This window comes from Arthrobacter sp. MYb229 (assembly GCF_002975405.1).
Lineage (GTDB): Bacteria > Actinomycetota > Actinomycetes > Actinomycetales > Micrococcaceae > Glutamicibacter.
On sequence record NZ_PCPS01000001.1, the window covers coordinates 811,098 to 828,898 of the forward strand.

Below are 17,801 nucleotides of genomic sequence, written 5' to 3' on the forward strand. Positions count from 1 at the left end.
TGATGTTAGAAGCCTTGGCGCCTTCGACGTGTCCATGTGGCAAAGTAGATTTCTACTAATAATTAATGAATTTTCAAAATCTGGAATAAATAATGTATTTACTGCGGATGAGAATGCAGATAAAGTGGATATATTGTTCATATTATATGATTTATCTAATCATCAATGGATAGAGTCTGATCGACTTTTGGAACTGGAAATATCTAAGGCGCGGTATAGGATTGACACCATTTATGTCGTAGGTTGTGGATTAACAGCAGGTTCAGGAGCATCGGATAAGAGTGAGGTGAGTAAGATGGTCGTTTCTCAAACGGCTCACTTCTCAGGCACGTCTTTGTGCGAATTGATCGTATCACCACCAGGCCTGGATAAACCGATTTACGAGTTATTTAATGCGAGGGCAGGGTGGAGTCAACTTGGTCGTAGCTCTGATTTCGTTCATGATGAATACAGCGCCGTTGCCAGTGAGCTAAGCACCACTAATCTGAATTCATTTAGTCAAGAGATCGAGGATTTGTGAGTACCAAAAATTTTCTTGAAACTGAATGGATAGTTTCAATCCTGGCCCCGTGGACAATATCGCCGCATCCAAACTTTAGATCCCAGCAACTTGAAGGTGCTGCCGCACTTGCGTTGATAGCTGAGTGTCGGCAGATGCCGCTTTCGTTGGACGAACTAGGTGCAACGTGGCGTACGTGGGAGCTTGAGCTGGTTCAAAGTGCTGCAGATTCGCTCGACAATAGCAGCCAGTACACGGCTACGGGGAGATTGGTTGAGCTAGCCTCGGATTTAAATATTCCATTCGGTGCACGAGCTGCTGCTGCTGGATTCGCGAGTCTAGGCCTAATGGAGATGGAGCAGGCAAATGAAGCCGTCGCGCTCCTCTTGAACTTGCTGCAGGACATGGAACTCTGCCATGGAAATGAACCGTCAAAAAATTCTAGCTCTGAACGGTTGCTTCGAGCGTACGCTATGCAGCAATTGGCCTTGAGGAGTATCGACTCTTGCCAGTTTGATCTAGCCCGAGAATCGATTAGTGGCGTTTTAAAGTGGTTACCAAATTTATCAAGTCGTGATTTCAATAAATTTGAAACATCAGAAGGGATAAGTTGGGGATCAATTTCAGTTCTACAAGATATTACTAAATCAATAAAGTACCACGCCTTGAGCACTAGGGTATTTTTGGAGTCGATTCGAGGTAAAACTTGGGTCCAGGTTGTAAGGTCGAAATCTAGTTGGGTTGATTTACGTCGGTATCTGGCCTCGTCGAAACGGGATGAATTGGTCGTCCGGGACTTATTTGAGGATACGATCGAAGCAAACTCTGGTACACAGCATTTCATGCGAGAAACACCCGAGTCTGCAAGCTACGCGTCATTACTTTTGGCCGAGCTATCTGGGTCATATCGGTTAGTAGCCCGGGAACGTGAAAATCACGCAAAAGTTCTTCTGCTCAAGCGTAGTGAGCACGAGTTTGAAACCGGTGAGGCCTTGAGGCTCCTTCGTAACTCGGGTGCCATTAAGACGATGAGATCGGCTCTAATCTGGTTCCGTAACCAAGGTCCTACTGCGGCAATTGTTTTCGACGCATTGCGAGTCTTGGATCGGATTGAGAAGTACCGATGGCGCACCGAAACAGACTTGCTCCTTTTTGAGCTTTCTGCTGATTTTCTTCCGGTAGCCGTTAGGGAGCGTGCACTGAATGCGATTTTTTCCGATTGGAATATGGAATTGCCACCGCAAGGGGCAGATTGGGTTTATCAAAATCGTATTTGGAAAGCTGCCGCTAGGCTGGTTCCTAAGACTTCGCTCCTTGACTCAGTCCTATCTAGGGCTCTGGAGATGCTTGGAGCGGCGACTGATATTGAGCGTCAGCTTGCCGAGACCATAGCAAGAATAGTGGATAAGACGAATTGGAAGTCCATAGACTCTGACTTGGCGCTTAGTTGGAAAACATGGGCGCGCGAAAATGAGGCAATTGATTCAAGCAGTCTGATGCCTATCGTGAATTCAATTTTACGATCTACTAGTGATAATTCTTCTAGCAACGAGCGGGTCTTGGACTTGGAAGATGTAGCGAAACTAGTTGATTCTACAACAAGCGATCTCGACGGAGTCACTCTGTCTGGATGCGGAATTATCTTGGTCGAGTCTTTGCGGACTGAAATGAAGGCGAGTAAAGGGGGAGCGTTTAGTCAAGGAGGTCTCTCAGCCTCCAATGTTGCTTCTGCCTTTGTTCTAAAGTTTGGTTCGGAACCTTTATGGGGCGAGTTGATTTCCTTTCTAGGTGATCCCGATGTATTTGCTGAACTTAAAACGTTGGCGGTAGAAAGGCTCGCGAGAGAACCAGAACGGATTCCCGCCCGTGAAAAAAGACAATTAGTGTCCGTCTATAGGTCTCTACTTGCGTCAAAAAATTCTGGCGGGTTTTTTGGGGATTCCAGTCCAAAATATTTTACGTCGGCGATCAGGCTGGGGATTGCTATCGATGCGATAGGTTTTGATGATTCGCTGGGGATGATATTGGATTTGGCGAGCGCTATGGTAAGTGACCGTATTGAGGCTGCTAAGACGATTCCTTTTGAACTAGCCCGCAGCAAGGATCCTGTTTGGGGGCAAGTGCTACTACTGCAATTATCGCATGACTCGGATCCTTCCGTTCGTGCCGAGGCCGGGAAATCGCTCGCACAGTCACTGAATTATCAGAGTGGGTTGCATGCCCAAGTAGTTGCGAGAATCGAAGAACTACTAAGGTGTGATGGAATCCAAGTTCCGCTTGCGACGCTGCACGGATTACAAATGATCGCTGCGCGCAATGTCCGCTCAGTTCTAAATGTTTCAACCATTGTTTATGACGTAGTTCGCGATACCAAAAGTAGCGTCGTATGCGAAGCGGCCGAAGTCGTATTGAGTTTACTGGGTAGAGAAACCAATGGTGAGCTGGAACCTTTCAACTGATTGCCGAAATGAATTGGGGCGTTGCCGATCTTCGTCCCTAGACCCGAATAGTGTTAGTACATGACTACTTCGCAAAATACTGAAATCTCCCGTTCGGCCCTCGTCACCGGCGCGTCCAGCGGCATCGGACAGGCAACGGTGCGCGCGCTTCGCGCACAAGGCTGGAAGGTCTTCGCCGTGGCCCGCCGTGCCGAGCGGCTCAACGCCCTCGCCGCAGAGTGCGGCGCGATTGCCTTGGCCGCCGACGTGAGCGTGCAGTCCGAGGTGGACGCACTGGTACTGAGCCTTGCCGAACAAGGCGGTGCGGACACGCTGGTAAATTGCGCAGGCGGCGCTCGCGGCAGCGACTACTGGGCCGAGGCCAAAGACGAAGACTGGGAATTCATGTGGCAGTCGAACGTCATGGGCACCATGCGGCTGACCCGAGCGCTGCTGCCGTCGCTGCGCACCACCGGCGGCACAATCCTGAATGTCACCTCCACCGCGGCCTTGGCAAGCTACGAAGGCGGCAGCGGATACAACGCCGCCAAGGCGGCGCAGCGCGCCATGAGCCAGGCGCTGCGCCTGGAGGAAGTCGAAAACGGGATTCGCGTCATCGAGATCCTTCCGGGTCTGGTGCAGACCGAAGAGTTCGCATTACGCCGGCTGGGAAGCAAGGAAGCCGCGGAGAACGTCTACGCCGGGGTCGCCGAACCACTGACCGCCGAAGACGTAGCCGAGGTGATCCGCTACGCAGTCAGCGCGCCGGCGCATGTGAACCTCGACGAAATCGTGATCCGTCCGCAGGCCCAGGCCGCCAACCACAAGCTGATCCGCAAGGGCTAGGACACCGAATATGGGACGAATACACGTACTCGCCGCCTCGCACGGCACCGATAATGAACGCGGCCAGCAGCTGATCCACGAGCTGCGCGCACAGCTCGAAGAGCTGGCACGCGACGCCGGGCTCACCGAGCTGGTGTGGCATGAAGCCTATGTAGATGTCCAGCATCCGCGGCTTCCCGAAGTGCTCGACTCGCTGCCCGCAGATGAACCGGCAGTGGTCTTGCCGCTGCTGGTAGCCGACGGCGTGCATACGACATATGACATCGCCGGCGCGGTAGCAGCAAGAGCCAACAGCACCGCGGCCGCCCCGCTTGGCTCCTTGCCGGATCTTGCCCAAGTCTTGGCGCAACGCGCGCAAGCTCATCTTGATTCACACCCCAGCGTTGTTCTAGCCGCTGCCGGAACCAGGCTTGAAAAAGGCCAGCAACAGGTCCGGAAGCTGGCAGAACGGCTCTCGGACGAACTTGGACGGGAAGTGCAGGTCGCTTACTGCGCGGGCGCCAAGCCGCTGATCCAGGATCTGCTCTCCACCGAAATCCAGCCACCGGTGCTCGTGCTGAGCGCGCTGCTCGCCGATGGTCTATTCCAAACCCGGCTCGCTAGCACGGGTGCCTCGGTGATTACAAGCCCGCTGTTGCCGGACGTCATGATCGCTAAATGTTTCTTCGTAAGACTCCAAGAGGCGCTCAAAGCGGCCGGTTAGCTTTCCTTAGATGACGAAGTGCATCGTGATTGAGTAAAGCGCGTTCATGTGACTACTCGTGGTTGCCAGCCCCCCGGGGCTGGTTTCTACGCTGGCTTACATGACGCAATCAACCGCACCCGTTCGCCCCAAGCGGGCAGCTAAACCTCAAGGTCAATGGAAGATCGACGGCCACGAGCCGTTGAACCATAACGAGGAACTCAAAGCCGCCGACGACGGACTGAACGTCCGGGAACGTATCGAACAGATCTACGCGCTCAAAGGCTTCGACTCGATAGATCCAGATGACCTGCACGGTCGTTTCCGTTGGTGGGGCCTATACACCCAACGCGCCCAGGGCATTCCCGGCGGGAAGACCGCCACCCTTGAGCCGCACGAACTTGAAGACAAGTACTTCATGCTTCGAGTGCGCATCGACGGCGGGGCGCTGAGCACCGAGCAGCTGCGCGTCATCGCCGGGATCTCCACCGAATTCGCCCGCGACACGGCCGACTTCACCGACCGGCAGAATATTCAGCTGCACTGGGTGGACGTGGTTGATGTGCCAGAAATCTGGCGCCGCCTCGAAGCGGTGGGCCTGAACACCACCGAAGCCTGCGGAGACGTCCCGCGCGTCATCCTGGGCTCACCGGTGGCCGGCATCGCCAAGAATGAGATCATCGACCCCACCCCGGTGATCCAAGAGATCGCCCGACGCTATGTGGGCAACCCGGAATTCTCCAACCTGCCGCGCAAGTACAAGACCGCCATTACCGGTCACCCGAATCAGGATGTTGTCCACGAAATCAACGACTTCGCGCTGATCGGCGTCGTGCACCCGGAACTCGGTGCCGGATATGACCTCTGGGTGGGCGGCGGATTATCTGCCAACCCGCGCCTCGGCGAACGGCTCGGCACCTTCGTCAGCGAAGCGAAGGCGGCCGAAGTATGGGAGGGCGTCACCTCCATCTTCCGCGACTACGGTTTCCGCCGCCTGCGCAACCGGGCCCGCTTGAAGTTCCTGCTCGCCGAATGGGGAACCGAGAAGTTCCGCCAGATCCTCCAAGACGAATACCTCGGCTATGAGCTTCCAGATGGCCCGCCAGCGGCCAAACCGGAAGAATCAGGTGACCACTCCGGGGTCCATGAGCAAAAGGACGGCCGGTTCTATATCGGTCTCACCCCACCGGTGGGCCGGGTCTCGGGAAGCATCCTGAACAAGCTCGCAGACCTCGTCGAAGCAGCCGGATCCACCAGGCTGCGCACCACCCCGCACCAAAAGGTGATCGCCCTGGATATTCCCGCAGATCAGGTGGATGCCTTCACCGCCGCGGTGCAGGAACTGGGGCTGGATCCCTTCCCCGGGCTGATCAAGCGCTCGGCAATCGCCTGCACCGGCATCGAATTCTGCAAGCTGGCCATCGTCGACACCAAGGACACCACCATCGACGCGGTCAAAAAAATCGAATCAAGGCTAGCGGACCACGAAGGAAAGCTCCCCAAGGCCCTGTCCCTGCATGTCAACGGTTGCCCAAACTCCTGCGCCCGCATCCAGACCGCAGACATCGGGCTGAAGGGACAGCTGATTACCAACGCCGAAGGCGAACAGGTCTCCGGATTCCAGGTGCACCTCGGCGGAACGCTAGCCGGCTTCGAGAACGGCGAGGCTGGACTGGGCCGCACCGTGCGCGGGCTGAAGGTCGCCGCCGATGAGCTGCCCGAATATGTGGAACGCGTCGTCAAAAGCTATTCAACCCACGCCGAAGAGAACGAGTCATTCGCCGCCTGGGCACACCGCGCGGAGGAGGAAAAACTGGTATGAGCACCGTACAGCGCAGCGAAGCAGAGCTCCGGCAGATTGCCGCCTTAGGGGCCGAAGAACTCGGCTGGGACGCAACCGCCGGGCAGGTCATCAAATTCGCCGCCAGGCATTTTGAACTACGTGAGGTTGCGGTCGCCTGTTCCATGGCCGATGCGGTACTCCCGCACCTGGTCTCCGAAACGATTCCGGAGGTGGACGTGCTGTTCCTGGAAACCGGGTACCACTTCGCCGAAACCATTGCGACCCGGGACGAGGTCGCCCGAGCCCTGCCGGTACGCATCATCGACGTCCTGCCCGAGCTCACGGTGGCCGAGCAAGACGCCAAATTCGGCAAGGAGCTATTCGCCCGCGATGCAGCGTCCTGCTGCCAGATGCGAAAAATGGATCCGCTGAAGAAAGCCCTGAACGGATACGGGGCTTGGTTCACCGGGGTGCGCCGCGACGAGGCACCCACCAGGGTGAACACCCCGCTGGTGGCCTTCGACGAAGCCCACGGGTTGGTGAAGTTCAACCCGCTGGCCGCCTGGACCTTCGATGAACTCATCGGCTACGCCACGGAGCACACGGTTCCGGTGAATATGCTGCTCGCCCACGGGTATCCATCCATTGGCTGCCAACCATGCACCCGGCCGGTGGCCGAAGGCGAAGACCCCCGCGCAGGTCGCTGGGCGGGGCTGGCGAAAACCGAATGCGGCATACACATCTAGTCGAGGAGAGAAGCAAATGACCATTACAGCCAATGCGCCCACCCAAGCGCGGCGCAGCGTCCTTGACGCCTTAGAAGCCGAATCAATTCACATCATCCGCGAGGTGCTTGCCGAATTCGAGAATCCCGGATTGCTGTTCTCCGGAGGAAAAGACTCGGTCGTCGTACTGCACCTGCTGGCCAAGGCCGTATTCCCCGCCCGAGTGCCGATCCCGGTAGTTCATATCGACACCGGCCACAACTTCGGTGAGGTACTCAAATTCCGTGACCAGGTGGTGGCCCGCTACGGACTGAACCTGGTCGTCGGCTCGGTGCAGGACTATATCGACCGCGGTGAATTGACCGAGCTGGCCGATGGCACACGCAACCGGTTGCAGACCCGGGTCCTGCTGGACACCATCGAGGCCAACCGCTTCGACGTCGTCTTCGGCGGGGCCCGCCGCGACGAAGACAAGGCCCGCGCCAAGGAACGGATCTTGTCCCTCCGCGATGAATTCGGGGTGTGGGATCCGCGCAACCAGCGCCCGGAAATCTGGAGCTTGTACAACGGACGGCACGCCCCCGGGGGACATGTGCGCGCCTTCCCGATCTCCAACTGGACCGAACGCGACATCTGGGCCTATATCGAGCAAGAACAAATCGAGCTCCCACCCATCTACTTCGCCCACAAGCGCCAGGTCTTCGAACGCGACGGCATGTGGCGGGCGGTCACCTCCGTCTCGCAGCCGGCCAAGGGAGAGATCGTGAGCATCCGGCAGGTGCGCTACCGCACCGTGGGAGACGCAAGCTGCACCGGCGCGGTGCTTTCCGCGGCGGATACGGTGCCCAAGGTACTGGATGAACTAGCCCTGGCAACCTTGACCGAACGCGGCGCCACCCGTGCAGATGACCGAATTTCCGCTGCGGGAATGGAAGACCGCAAGACCGAAGGGTACTTCTAAAATGACCACCACACTGCTCCGCATCGCCACCGCAGGCTCGGTAGACGACGGAAAGTCAACGCTCGTGGGCCGGCTGCTGCATGACGCCAAAGCCATCCTCGCCGACTCCCTGGACGACATCGCCCGGACCAGCGCCGAACGCGGCTTCGGAGGAGAGACCCCGGCCCTGGACCTGGCGCTGGTCACCGACGGGCTGCGTGCCGAACGGGAACAGGGCATCACCATCGACGTGGCCTACCGGTACTTCTCCACCCAGAACCGCTCCTTCATCCTGGCCGACTGCCCGGGCCACGTGCAGTACACGCGCAATACCGTCACCGGGGCATCCACCGCAGATGCGGCGATCGTGCTGGTCGACGCGCGGCACGGAGTGCTGGAGCAAACCCGCCGCCACCTCGGGGTGCTTGCCTTGCTGCGGGTGCCGCAGCTGGTGGTGGCCGTGAACAAGATGGATCTGGTCGGCTGGGACGAGCAACGCTTCAGCGACATCGAAACCGACATTCTGCAGATCGCGGCCGGCCTTGGAATCACGCAGAGCGCGGTCATCCCGGTCTCGGCACTGAACGGCGACAACATCGTCGACGCTTCGTCGCTCAGCGACTGGTATGCCGGCCCCACCCTGCTCGGGCTCCTCGAAAGTCTCGAACCGGGCAGCGGCCAGGGCGCCGGCCGGCTCGATGTGCAGTACGTCATCCGCCCGCAGGGGGCGCTTGCCGCCGGACTGGACGCCGAAGAATACCGCGACTTCCGCGGTTACGCCGGCACCCTGGTCGACGGGAGACTATCGGTCGGCGATTCGGTAGCCATCCTGTCCAACGGCCAGCCGGCCAGCAGCCGGATCAAGGCCATCCGGACCCCGGCCGGCATGGTGGAAACCGCGCTCGCCGGAGCCGCGGTGGTCGTGCAGCTGAGCGAAGAGATCGATATTGCCCGCGGCGACACGATCATCGCGGGGGAGCTCGATGCCGCGGTGCGCGAGATCGAAGCCAATATTTGCGTGCTGGCTCCGGCGAAGCTCACCGCCGGACAGCAGCTGCTCATCAAGCACGGCACGAAGGTGGCCAAGGCGAAGATCCAAAGCCTGGATCACGTGATCAACGTGGCCGACTTCTCGCGCAGCGCGGCCACCGAGCTGAATCTGAACGACCTGGCTCGCGTGACGGTGCGCAGTTCGGCGGCCTTGGCCGTCTCCGAGTACCAAGACTCACGCACCGCCGGTTCATTCCTGCTGATCGATCCGAGCAGCGGGCAGACCTTGGCAGCGGGAATTATCGAGGCCCAGAATGCAGCCGCCTGAGCACCAATCCTCCGAACGCCAACGCTTCACCTCGCTGGTCGAGCAGCCCAATCACCGGGCGCGTTTTGCCGGGGTTGTGCTCGTTGGAGTGCTGGCGGCATTGGCGCTGACCACGACCGTCGTTCCGCCGCCGAGCACGGAACGAAGTGCGGCGGCCGGCCCAAGCCCGGCAGCGGAGTTGCGCCTGGGGTACTTTGCCAATGTCACCCATGCCCCGGCGCTCATCGCAGATCAGCGCGGCATCTTGGAATCGGCGCTGGAGACGGATTCCACGGCCTTGGAGACGCAAATCTTCAATGCCGGTCCGGCTGCGATCGAAGCGCTGAATAGCGGGGCGCTGGACGCAGCCTATCTGGGGCCGGCTCCTGCGCTGAATAGCTACCTCTCCAGTGGTGGATCCTCGTTGCAGGTCGTCGCCGGGGCAACGAATGGGGGAGCGAGCCTGGTGGTTTCCGAAGATATTGCTTCGGTTGAACAGCTGGCCGGTACCGAGCTTGCCACGCCGCAGTTCGGCGGGACCCAGGATGTGGCCTTGCGGAACTATCTGCAAGAACGCGGGATCCAAGACTCCGTGATCGTGACACCAAGCTCGAATGGCACGGTTCCACAGTTGTTCGCTCGCGAGGCCATCGATGGAGCGTGGCTTCCGGAACCGCATGCCTCGCTGCTTGTCGAGCAATACGGCGCCCACCGGCTGGTGGACGAAGCGACGCTGTGGCCCGATGGCAAGTTCCCCACGACCGTATTAGTGGTCAACCAAGACTTCTTGGAAGAACACCCGCAAACGGTCAAGGAACTTGTTGCCGCCAACGCCGAAGCAATCAGCTGGTTGAACACGGCCGAAACCGCCGAACGCTTGGCCGCGGTGCAGGAGGCCTTGACCGGGATCAACGGGAGCAGCCTGCCGGATACGGTCATCGGTGCGGCGCTTGGCGAGGTCGGCTTCGATGAGAATCCGTTGGAAAGTACCTTCCCGACGCTGATGGAACATCTCGAATCCGTAGGCTTGGGCGATTCTGGAGATCTTTCCAAGATCGTAAACGACCAATGGATCGGGACAGACTGATGGGTGTGGAACTCCACGAAGTTTCGCTGAGCTACGAAGGCTCGGATCTGGTGATAGAGAATCTCAGCGCACAGATCGAAGACGGTGAATTCATTGCCATTCTCGGGGCCTCGGGCTGCGGTAAATCTTCGCTGCTGAACCTGATTGCCGGACTGCTCCAGCCCACCTCCGGGTGGCTCGAAGTCCCCAAAGACGGCGCCGCCTTCATGTTCCAAGATGCAAATCTACTCCCGTGGCTCAGCGCAGCGGAGAACATTTCTCTGGCGTTGAAACTTGGGGGATACCCGGCCGAGCAACGTGACGTGCGAGTTGCGGAACTGCTCCGACTGGTGCAGTTGGGGCAAGCCGGAAAGAAAAAGCCGCATGAACTCTCCGGAGGCATGCGGCAGCGCGTGGCGCTGGCCCGTGCCCTCGCCCAGGACCGTCAGGTGCTGTTGATGGACGAACCGTTCGCCGCATTGGATGCGATCACCCGAGACATGCTGCATGAAGAATTGCGGAATCTCTGGCAACAGACGGGTAAGACGATCATCTTCGTCACCCACAATGTGCGCGAAGCGATTCGGCTCTCCGGCCGGATCCTGGTGCTTTCTTCCCATCCGGGGCGAATCCTGGAGACCCGGCGTATCTCCACCCAGTTAAGAAACGACCCCGCCCAGTCGGCCGCCCTCGCCGACGAGCTCACAACAATCCTCAGGAAGGAGCAGCGAAAGCATGAGCACTTTGACTCAGCGAGCTAGCCGGCCTGCGGCCAACGCCGCACGCCAGGGCAGGGCGAAGAAAACATTGGATGCGTTCATCGCGCCAATCATCACGGTGGTTGTGCTCATTAGCCTGTGGCAGATAGCTTCGTGGGCTGTTCCGATCCGCGAAGACCTCTTCCCAGGTCCCGGAGCCGTTGCCGCGAAGCTGCCTGAAGTGTTGGCCAACGGATCGCTGGCTGCTGCCGTAGGCACCTCACTGTTTCGAGCCTTGACGGGATTTCTGCTCGCGGTGGTCATCGCGACTCCGATTGCCTTGCTGCTGGCGCATCAGCCACTGGCCCGCCAGGGCATCGGGCCGCTGATTTCGGCGATGCAGGTGCTTCCATCCATCGCCTGGGTTCCAGCGGCCATCATTCTCTTCGGGTTGAGCAATGCGACCATCTACACGGTTCTCTTGCTGGGCGCGGTTCCCTCGATTATTAACGGGTTGCTCTCCGGAATCGACCTGATCCCGCGGCAGTACCGCGCGCTGTCCACGGTGCTCGGCGCAAACAAACGCCAGCATATCTGGCACGTTGAACTGCCTGCCGCATTGCCAGGATATGTTGCCGGGCTCCGGCAAGGGTGGGCTTTCGCCTGGCGGTCATTGATGGCCGCGGAACTCATCGCAGTGGGCGGATCGCTGGCACTCGGGGTGGGCTCGTTGCTGCAACGAGGCCGCGATCTGGCAGACCTGCCCTTGGTGATGTTGGTCATATTGGTGATCTTGCTCGTCGGCATACTCATCGAACTTTTATGCTTTGCCCCCTTGGAGCGCAAGCTCTTGCGCGACCGGGGAATGAATCGAACTGGAGGAAAAAATGGCTAAGGGAAAAATAACCCTGATTGGTGGCGGCCCGGGGGATCCCGAGCTGATCACCGTGGCCGGATATAAGGCACTTTTGGCAGCGGATGTGGTGCTCGCCGATCGGCTTGGTCCCACCGCGCTGTTGGCGGACCTTGCCGAGGGCGTCAAAGTTATTGATGTCGGAAAAGCCCCCGGTTGCCACGTCAAAACCCAGAATGAAATCAACGAACTACTAGTCAAGTACGCTTCCGAAGGGCTTGATGTGGTTCGCTTGAAGGGCGGCGACCCGTTCGTTCTGGGCCGCGGCGGTGAAGAAATGCTATTCGCCGCGGAGCATGGAATTTCGACTCGTGTCATTCCGGGAATTACCAGTTCCATTTCGGTGCCTGCCGCGGCGGGAATTCCGGTGACGCATCGGGGCGTGGCTGCCGGGTTCACGGTGATCAGCGGCCATGACGATCTCACCGACGTCCCGCTGCGCGCCGATCACACGCTGGTAGTGCTGATGGGGGTGTCTAATCTGCCACAAATCGTTGAGGCTTTGCTTACCCGTGGCTTAGCGTCAAGTACGCCAATTGGGATAGTTGAGCGAGGTTACTCACAGACGCAGCGGACAACTATCGGTACGCTAGAAGAGATTGTAGTGCGCGCCCGCAAGGCCGCCGTGGCGAATCCGGCCGTCATCGTGATCGGTGACGTTGTTCGTCTGGCACCTGAAGCTTCAACCCAGTTGGTTGGACTTCAGCCGCTGGACACCGTCGACGCCGCAGCGTCGGCCTCATTCGCTGACTAAGAAAGTAGATGTTGTTTGATGAGTGAAATTCACGTACCTGGACATTTGACCTCCCGCGCCCTGCGCGTTGCCATTGTCGGTGCCGGTCCTGCAGGCATCTACGCAGCAGACCTGCTCAATAAGAGCCAGCCTGTTTCCTCCGGCGAGTTGTCCCTCAAGGTGGACCTCTTCGATGAGCTTCCCACCCCGTTCGGCTTGATTCGCTATGGCGTATCCCCGGACCACCCGCGCATTAAGGGCATCATCACCGCCCTGCACAAGGTGCTGAATAATGACTGGATCAACTTCTACGGAAATGTTGGTCTGGGTCGCGACATCAGCCTGGAAGAACTCCAGGAACGCTATGACGCGGTCATTATTTCAACCGGCGCCCAGAAGGACGCAGACCTGAACATCCCAGGTGTTGAACTTGCTGGTTCCCATGGTGGCGCGGACTTCGTTTCCTGGTACGACGCACACCCGGATGCGGATAAGGACTGGGACCTGTCGGCCAAGGAAGTTGCCGTGATCGGCAACGGCAACGTCGCGTTGGACGTGGCCCGTATCCTCTCCAAGCATGCGGACCAGCTGCTGGAAACCGAAATCCCGGCACATATTTTCGAACAGCTCAATGACTCGGCAGTCACCGACGTGCACGTCTTCGGTCGCCGTGGCCCGGCACAGGTGAAGTTCACCCCGTTGGAACTGCGCGAACTGTCGCACTCCAAGGATGTGGATATTGTCCTGTACGAAGAAGACTTCGACTTTGACGAAGGTTCGGAGGAAGCAATCCGAACCAGCAACCAGACCAAGACCATGGTTGCGACCCTGACCAACTGGTTGATTGAACAGGAGGAACGCGAGGAAGCCAGCAGCGCTTCTCGCCGCCTGCACCTGCACTTCTTGCAGTCTCCGGTTGAAATCCTCGGCGAAGATGGCAAGGTCACCGGCCTGAAGCTTGAACGCAATGAACTCGACGGAACCGGTAACGTCAAGGGCACCGGCGAATTCGTCGAGTACCCGGTCCAGTCCGTTTACCGTGCGGTGGGCTACTTCGGCTCTGCCGTGGATGGCATCGAATACGATGGCAAGCGCGGCGTGCTGCCAAACGTCGAAGGCCGTGTGCTGGATGCTAGCGGCACCCACATCGACGGCTTGTACGCGACCGGATGGATCAAGCGCGGTCCAATTGGCTTGATCGGCCACACCAAGGGCGATGCCCTGGAGACCATCAACCACCTGCTTTCGGACCTGGGCAGCCTTCCGGTCCCAACCTCCGAGCAGAGTGCAGCCGAACTCCTGGAATCCCGTGGCGTGGACTACGCAGACTGGGAGGGCTGGATGAACCTGGACGAACAGGAAAAGGCTCTGGGCGCTGCCGCAGGCACCCTCGAAACTCGCTTCGGTGAAATCACCCGCGACCGCATCAAGCTCGTCGAGCGCAACGACATGCTGGAGTTTGCTCGAGCAAAAAAATTAGCTAAGAGCCTGTAGTACGCAGACAGGTTCAGGAATAACTGGCACTCGATGATCTTTTGATCATCGAGTGCCATTTTCCTTTAACCAGCAAAAGCAAGAAAGCGATCCGGCGGATCTTGATCGTGCCCGAAGCAAGGCGTCTGCCGGGGCTACCCGGGCCCCAGGCTAAAACGGAAATGGGAGAGGCGGTTGCCCGTTATGTCGTTGACAGCTCCTAAACTCCGAGGAACATAGGAGCTGCCGGCCGAACCACGGCCTGGCCCGACAAGGATTGGTTCTTTGCGTTCGCGGCGTTCCTCATCGACATTCCCGCCAGCCTGCTTGGCAATCCAATCCGCAGACAGGTAATTAGATTCCGCCCACTTGATCATGTCCCAAGTGATCAAGAAGTAAGAGGCGAACCTCATCGAGTTGATGATGTTCAGCCCGATGCGCAGACGATCTCCGACCTCTTTAGCGACGCGCCCGTCACCGCGGTCTTTTGCTCCATTTTTAACCAGCTTATACAAGAATTCTTCCGCAGTGCCTTCACCCTCCGGGATCGGGAAATCGGGGAGGCGCTGCCGGTCGTCAGGAATGGTCCGATCAGCAACCTGATCAGCGACCAGCTGGGTGTTGGCACATGCCTCTCCCCATGCGGAAGCTGCGGCTTCATTTTGGGGTTGCCAAGTACGGCTAGCATCTCGTCCTCGGACTTGATGTAGTAGTCCGGGGTGCCGTTGGAACTGAACCGTTCGGGATCATCTAACGTTTTCTTCACGACGGCTAGGAATGCATCGTACGCGTGGGCGTCCTCTTGGTGTTCGTAGTGGCAGTCGTTGGTAGCGACCAGTGGGATGCCGGTTTCCTCAGACAATGCGCGGATCTCACGGAATGCATGCACCTCGGCGCCAATGCCGTGGTACATGACTTCAAGGAATACATGCTCGCGTCCCACCGCATCGATGAGGATATCGAGGTTCTTGCGAGCTTCAGTCCGAAATAGCTCTGCGGTTTGCGCATCGCCTCGCTTCTCAGTTGCCCCCGCGCGGGACAGCGGCCCGGCGACTGGCCCACCCAAGCAGCCGGTGAGGATGGTCAGTCCTTCCCGGTGCTTTTTGATCAGGTCAAAATCAATTCTCGGCTTATACCGAAAGTAATCTTCGGCTTTGTTGTGCAGGGCGAGCAGGTTCTTCCAGCCAGTTTCATTGCGCGCCACCACGGTAAGGTGCATGTACTTCTTGGATTTTTCTTTGCCGTCATCAGCATCAGTGGCGTTGTCGTCATCGTTGGCTACCGTCTCGGAGTTCTTCTCGGAACGCGAGCCGATCGCCAAATAGAACTCCACACCGATGATTGGCCTGATGCCCTCGTGCAGGCTTGCTTTACGGAACGCGTAGGCGCCAGTGAGATCTGCGTGATCGGTGATCGCCATAGCTTCCTGGCCTAGAGCCGTGGCACGCTTCGGACCGGCTTCATCACGACGCAGGCCATCTAGGGATCTCATCTCCGAGTGGACATGCGGATGGGTGAACGCCATTGTGGCTGCCTTTCGACGATTGGTATTTCGGGGAACGATCCCCGTAATCCTGTCTATGCAAGGGAGAGCTCCACAGGGCTTGGAACCCATTTGTGCGGGAGATTCCGGACAGCTCCCCGGACGCACCAAACCGCACCGAGGTAGCACGGTGCGGTTTTTACCGGCTTCACGCCGTTTTAGGTCACTGCTGCAGCGCTCCGGTGCTCTGAACCTCCCGGCTGAAGTCGGGAGCACGCCGCACTAAAGGTCGGAGTCAGCTGCTTCTCGCTGGCGGTATAAACCTTGCCGGTTTTCGAACGAGAATACGCTTCGAATCCTTCGCCGACTCAGGTAGACGCGGCACAATAGGTGTCTCCATGGGGGAGAAGCCCCGCTTCATCAAGGTGCTCGGAATCGCCGAATTAGTTATCTTCCGCGGTACCCTGGCCGGCTTCCTCCGGGGTGGCCTTGTCCTGGCTCCAGGGGATTGCGCCGAAAGTGGCAGCAAGCACGCCTGTGGTGAGGATGGCGGCAACAGCTACGCCGGTCATGATGCAGGGGAGGTCAAAGGAGCCGGATTGTCGGTGCAGCCGCGCGCGGCAGCACGCTGAAGTTCTTGGAGGTATATGCGTTGGAACATGCACAGAAAGGCGGCAGTCTAAGCTCAGATTGCCCTACTCCTCGATCGCAGGGTCTTCGGTGAACCAACTCGCGCAACGATGAGGTCTTGTTCTACGGTGCACCCCGCGAACAGAAAAGCACCCCGCTTCCGTGGTGGAAGCGGGGTGCTTCTAGGTTATTGTTTCAGCAATCTATCGGGTCGTACGCCAGCGTCAGTCCAATTGATTTTTTGTGCGTGTCGCAGCAGTTCGTCGCCGTAAATGATCAAACGATTGTGTAGATTTATTTTTGCCTCCCCATCTAATGGGTATCTACTAGTAAATCGAAAGTTAAGGTGAAGTAGTGACTAAACTCTTAAAGCGTATTGTGGCTTCAACTGGAGCAGCAGTTTTGGCCACGTCACTATTGGTGACTCCTTCATTCGGCGCACCCATTACTCCGGAGCTCCAGATAGATACAAGTGATCAAACGTTCGAAACTCTTCGGTCCAACATGCCACAGGGTGACCGTGTCAAGTTCGACCGCCTATCCGGGGCGCAACAGCAAGAACTTTTAATAGCAGCTCTCGACCCGGAATCCACGTTCAATGCTGGGACCGGGAAGTGGAAAAATGTAAAGGAAACAGATTCCAGCGGTGCGGTAGCAGCCGTAGCTCAGCCTGCTGATCTAAATTTTGGGCAGATGGCGGCTACTAAGCGTAAAACGGATTCGCACAAAAAATCGTGGAAAATGTTTGGAATCACCTACGCCTCAGTTGAAGCACGAATGACTTACCAGTACAACGGTAAGACTGTTACCAGCATCAACAGCTGCGGAGGTTTCTATACGAACCTGATTCCACTCAGAACCATTCAATCGATACCTTCGCAGTACTTCGAGAGCAAGAAGACAAAAGCAGTTTGCGAAATCACTTGGCATGTGACCAAGAGCGGCGGTATACAAGAAGGTAAAGCTGTTCAAGGATTGCGTGTAAGCGGGAAAGGAGTTCGCATTGGGTATTGGGACTACGATGCTTGAGATAAATCTATTTGAAGCCATATTCCTCTTCGTGTGGCTTGCTGTGATTGTGATGACTGCTTGGAATCTATGGGTGGAAAGATCTTTCAAAAACCTTGTTGTCTTACTTGCATCAGCAATAATTCCCGTACTGGGCACAGTTGTTGGAATTGTCGTAGGTGGCCTCGAATGGGCCAGACGCGTAAAGGCTCACCGAGAAAGTAAGGCTTGATCACGCCCGCTCTCTCACTGTCTTGGAGAACAAAAGATCGGCCTCGAACCAAAGTAGGGTTCGAGGCCGATCTTTTGTTAGAAGATTCCTGAATATCGACGTCATTTGGATCGGTGGTGATGGGAGCACGCCGCACTAAAGGACGTGCGACATCCGGCTCGGAAACCGCCGGGACTGCGAGGCCTTCCAAACAATGCCGTTCAAGCAAGTCCTTCGGCTGACCGTATTGCTGGCATGACTCATAGTTCATCAAGCGAAATCGAAAGCCTTATCCGACAAGATGCCCTGGGGAAGCCCGGTCGGGTCTACGATCCCCATTTCCTTCGACTCATCAGCCCTCCGTTTGCAACCTCCG

Annotated in this window: 17 protein-coding genes; 15 read left to right on the forward strand and 2 right to left on the reverse strand. The window is 57.7% G+C overall.

Going from position 1 to position 17,801, the window contains the following annotated elements:
• Positions 1 to 28 precede the first annotated feature (28 nt).
• The 13 genes from CQ019_RS18185 to CQ019_RS03875 all read left to right on the forward strand — a co-directional run bounded on the left by CQ019_RS18185 (position 29) and on the right by CQ019_RS03875 (position 14,114).
• Positions 29 to 520: a hypothetical protein gene (locus CQ019_RS18185; RefSeq protein ID WP_146113306.1), complete on the forward strand. Its 492-nt coding sequence runs from the start codon at positions 29 to 31 to the stop codon at positions 518 to 520.
• A complete protein-coding gene (locus CQ019_RS03820) occupies positions 517 to 2,958 on the forward strand; it encodes a hypothetical protein (protein WP_146113307.1) in 2,442 nt (813 codons plus the stop codon). Before CQ019_RS18185 ends, CQ019_RS03820 begins: the two co-directional genes overlap by 4 nt.
• Positions 2,959 to 3,018: 60 nt before the next feature.
• On the forward strand, positions 3,019 to 3,783 hold the full coding sequence (locus CQ019_RS03825) for an SDR family oxidoreductase (RefSeq protein WP_105568952.1): 765 nt from the start codon (positions 3,019 to 3,021) through the stop codon (positions 3,781 to 3,783).
• Positions 3,784 to 3,793: 10 nt separating this feature from the next.
• On the forward strand, positions 3,794 to 4,486 hold the full coding sequence (locus tag CQ019_RS03830) for a sirohydrochlorin chelatase (protein WP_105552268.1): 693 nt from the start codon (positions 3,794 to 3,796) through the stop codon (positions 4,484 to 4,486).
• Between the two features lie 100 nt (positions 4,487 to 4,586).
• On the forward strand, positions 4,587 to 6,287 hold the full coding sequence (locus CQ019_RS03835; protein ID WP_105569262.1) for a nitrite/sulfite reductase: 1,701 nt from the start codon (positions 4,587 to 4,589) through the stop codon (positions 6,285 to 6,287).
• Positions 6,284 to 6,994, forward strand: a complete 711-nt coding sequence (locus CQ019_RS03840; protein ID WP_105568953.1) for a phosphoadenylyl-sulfate reductase — start codon at positions 6,284 to 6,286, stop codon at positions 6,992 to 6,994. The genes CQ019_RS03835 and CQ019_RS03840 overlap by 4 nt, the downstream gene beginning before the upstream one ends.
• Positions 6,995 to 7,010: 16 nt before the next feature.
• The gene (cysD, locus tag CQ019_RS03845; RefSeq protein ID WP_105552266.1) at positions 7,011 to 7,934 is read left to right on the forward strand and encodes a sulfate adenylyltransferase subunit CysD; all 924 of its coding nucleotides are present in this window, start codon (positions 7,011 to 7,013) and stop codon (positions 7,932 to 7,934) included.
• A gap of 1 nt (position 7,935) precedes the next feature.
• Positions 7,936 to 9,231 (forward strand): sulfate adenylyltransferase subunit 1, encoded by a 1,296-nt coding sequence (locus tag CQ019_RS03850; protein ID WP_105568954.1) that lies wholly within the window; start codon positions 7,936 to 7,938, stop codon positions 9,229 to 9,231.
• Entirely contained in the window at positions 9,218 to 10,297 is a 1,080-nt protein-coding gene (locus tag CQ019_RS03855; RefSeq protein WP_105568955.1) for an ABC transporter substrate-binding protein, read from the forward strand. Before CQ019_RS03850 ends, CQ019_RS03855 begins: the two co-directional genes overlap by 14 nt.
• Positions 10,297 to 11,037 (forward strand): ABC transporter ATP-binding protein, encoded by a 741-nt coding sequence (locus CQ019_RS03860; protein WP_105568956.1) that lies wholly within the window; start codon positions 10,297 to 10,299, stop codon positions 11,035 to 11,037. The genes CQ019_RS03855 and CQ019_RS03860 overlap by 1 nt, the downstream gene beginning before the upstream one ends.
• Complete coding sequence (locus CQ019_RS03865; protein ID WP_105568957.1) at positions 11,012 to 11,869, forward strand: ABC transporter permease; 858 nt, start codon at positions 11,012 to 11,014, stop codon at positions 11,867 to 11,869. The genes CQ019_RS03860 and CQ019_RS03865 overlap by 26 nt, the downstream gene beginning before the upstream one ends.
• Positions 11,862 to 12,641 (forward strand): uroporphyrinogen-III C-methyltransferase, encoded by a 780-nt coding sequence (gene cobA, locus CQ019_RS03870; RefSeq protein WP_105568958.1) that lies wholly within the window; start codon positions 11,862 to 11,864, stop codon positions 12,639 to 12,641. The genes CQ019_RS03865 and cobA overlap by 8 nt, the downstream gene beginning before the upstream one ends.
• Positions 12,642 to 12,659: 18 nt before the next feature.
• Positions 12,660 to 14,114 carry an FAD-dependent oxidoreductase gene (locus tag CQ019_RS03875; RefSeq protein ID WP_096285038.1) on the forward strand — a complete coding sequence of 485 codons (1,455 nt, stop codon included), beginning with the start codon at positions 12,660 to 12,662 and terminating at the stop codon, positions 14,112 to 14,114.
• Positions 14,115 to 14,248: 134 nt separating this feature from the next.
• Here CQ019_RS03875 and CQ019_RS18910 read toward each other — a convergent pair whose 3' ends face one another.
• Both CQ019_RS18910 and CQ019_RS03885 read right to left on the reverse strand, forming a co-directional pair.
• On the reverse strand, positions 14,249 to 14,608 hold the full coding sequence (locus tag CQ019_RS18910; RefSeq protein ID WP_176484129.1) for a hypothetical protein: 360 nt from the start codon (positions 14,606 to 14,608) through the stop codon (positions 14,249 to 14,251).
• Entirely contained in the window at positions 14,521 to 15,618 is a 1,098-nt protein-coding gene (locus CQ019_RS03885) for a PHP domain-containing protein (protein WP_181148239.1), read from the reverse strand. Before CQ019_RS03885 ends, CQ019_RS18910 begins: the two co-directional genes overlap by 88 nt.
• Positions 15,619 to 15,974: 356 nt before the next feature.
• Here CQ019_RS03885 and CQ019_RS03890 point away from each other — a divergent pair, with 356 nt between their 5' ends.
• Positions 15,975 to 16,208 carry a hypothetical protein gene (locus CQ019_RS03890; RefSeq protein ID WP_096285032.1) on the forward strand — a complete coding sequence of 78 codons (234 nt, stop codon included), beginning with the start codon at positions 15,975 to 15,977 and terminating at the stop codon, positions 16,206 to 16,208.
• Positions 16,209 to 16,560: 352 nt separating this feature from the next.
• Positions 16,561 to 17,235 carry a hypothetical protein gene (locus CQ019_RS03895; protein ID WP_146113308.1) on the forward strand — a complete coding sequence of 225 codons (675 nt, stop codon included), beginning with the start codon at positions 16,561 to 16,563 and terminating at the stop codon, positions 17,233 to 17,235.
• Positions 17,236 to 17,801: the final 566 nt, after the last annotated feature.

Bases quoted from the DNA above. Each gene is read 5' to 3' on its own strand.
- CQ019_RS03825 (WP_105568952.1), top strand. From the start codon at position 3,019: ATGACTACTTCGCAAAATACTGAAATCTCCCGTTCGGCCCTCGTCACC.
- CQ019_RS03830 (WP_105552268.1), top strand. From the start codon at position 3,794: ATGGGACGAATACACGTACTCGCCGCCTCGCACGGCACCGATAATGAA.
- CQ019_RS03835 (WP_105569262.1), top strand. From the start codon at position 4,587: ATGACGCAATCAACCGCACCCGTTCGCCCCAAGCGGGCAGCTAAACCT.
- CQ019_RS03840 (WP_105568953.1), top strand. From the start codon at position 6,284: ATGAGCACCGTACAGCGCAGCGAAGCAGAGCTCCGGCAGATTGCCGCC.
- cysD (WP_105552266.1), top strand. From the start codon at position 7,011: ATGACCATTACAGCCAATGCGCCCACCCAAGCGCGGCGCAGCGTCCTT.
- CQ019_RS03850 (WP_105568954.1), top strand. From the start codon at position 7,936: ATGACCACCACACTGCTCCGCATCGCCACCGCAGGCTCGGTAGACGAC.
- CQ019_RS03855 (WP_105568955.1), top strand. From the start codon at position 9,218: ATGCAGCCGCCTGAGCACCAATCCTCCGAACGCCAACGCTTCACCTCG.
- CQ019_RS03860 (WP_105568956.1), top strand. From the start codon at position 10,297: ATGGGTGTGGAACTCCACGAAGTTTCGCTGAGCTACGAAGGCTCGGAT.
- CQ019_RS03865 (WP_105568957.1), top strand. From the start codon at position 11,012: ATGAGCACTTTGACTCAGCGAGCTAGCCGGCCTGCGGCCAACGCCGCA.
- cobA (WP_105568958.1), top strand. From the start codon at position 11,862: ATGGCTAAGGGAAAAATAACCCTGATTGGTGGCGGCCCGGGGGATCCC.
- CQ019_RS03875 (WP_096285038.1), top strand. From the start codon at position 12,660: ATGAGTGAAATTCACGTACCTGGACATTTGACCTCCCGCGCCCTGCGC.
- CQ019_RS03885 (WP_181148239.1), bottom strand. From the start codon at position 15,618: ATGGCGTTCACCCATCCGCATGTCCACTCGGAGATGAGATCCCTAGAT.
- CQ019_RS03890 (WP_096285032.1), top strand. From the start codon at position 15,975: ATGGGGGAGAAGCCCCGCTTCATCAAGGTGCTCGGAATCGCCGAATTA.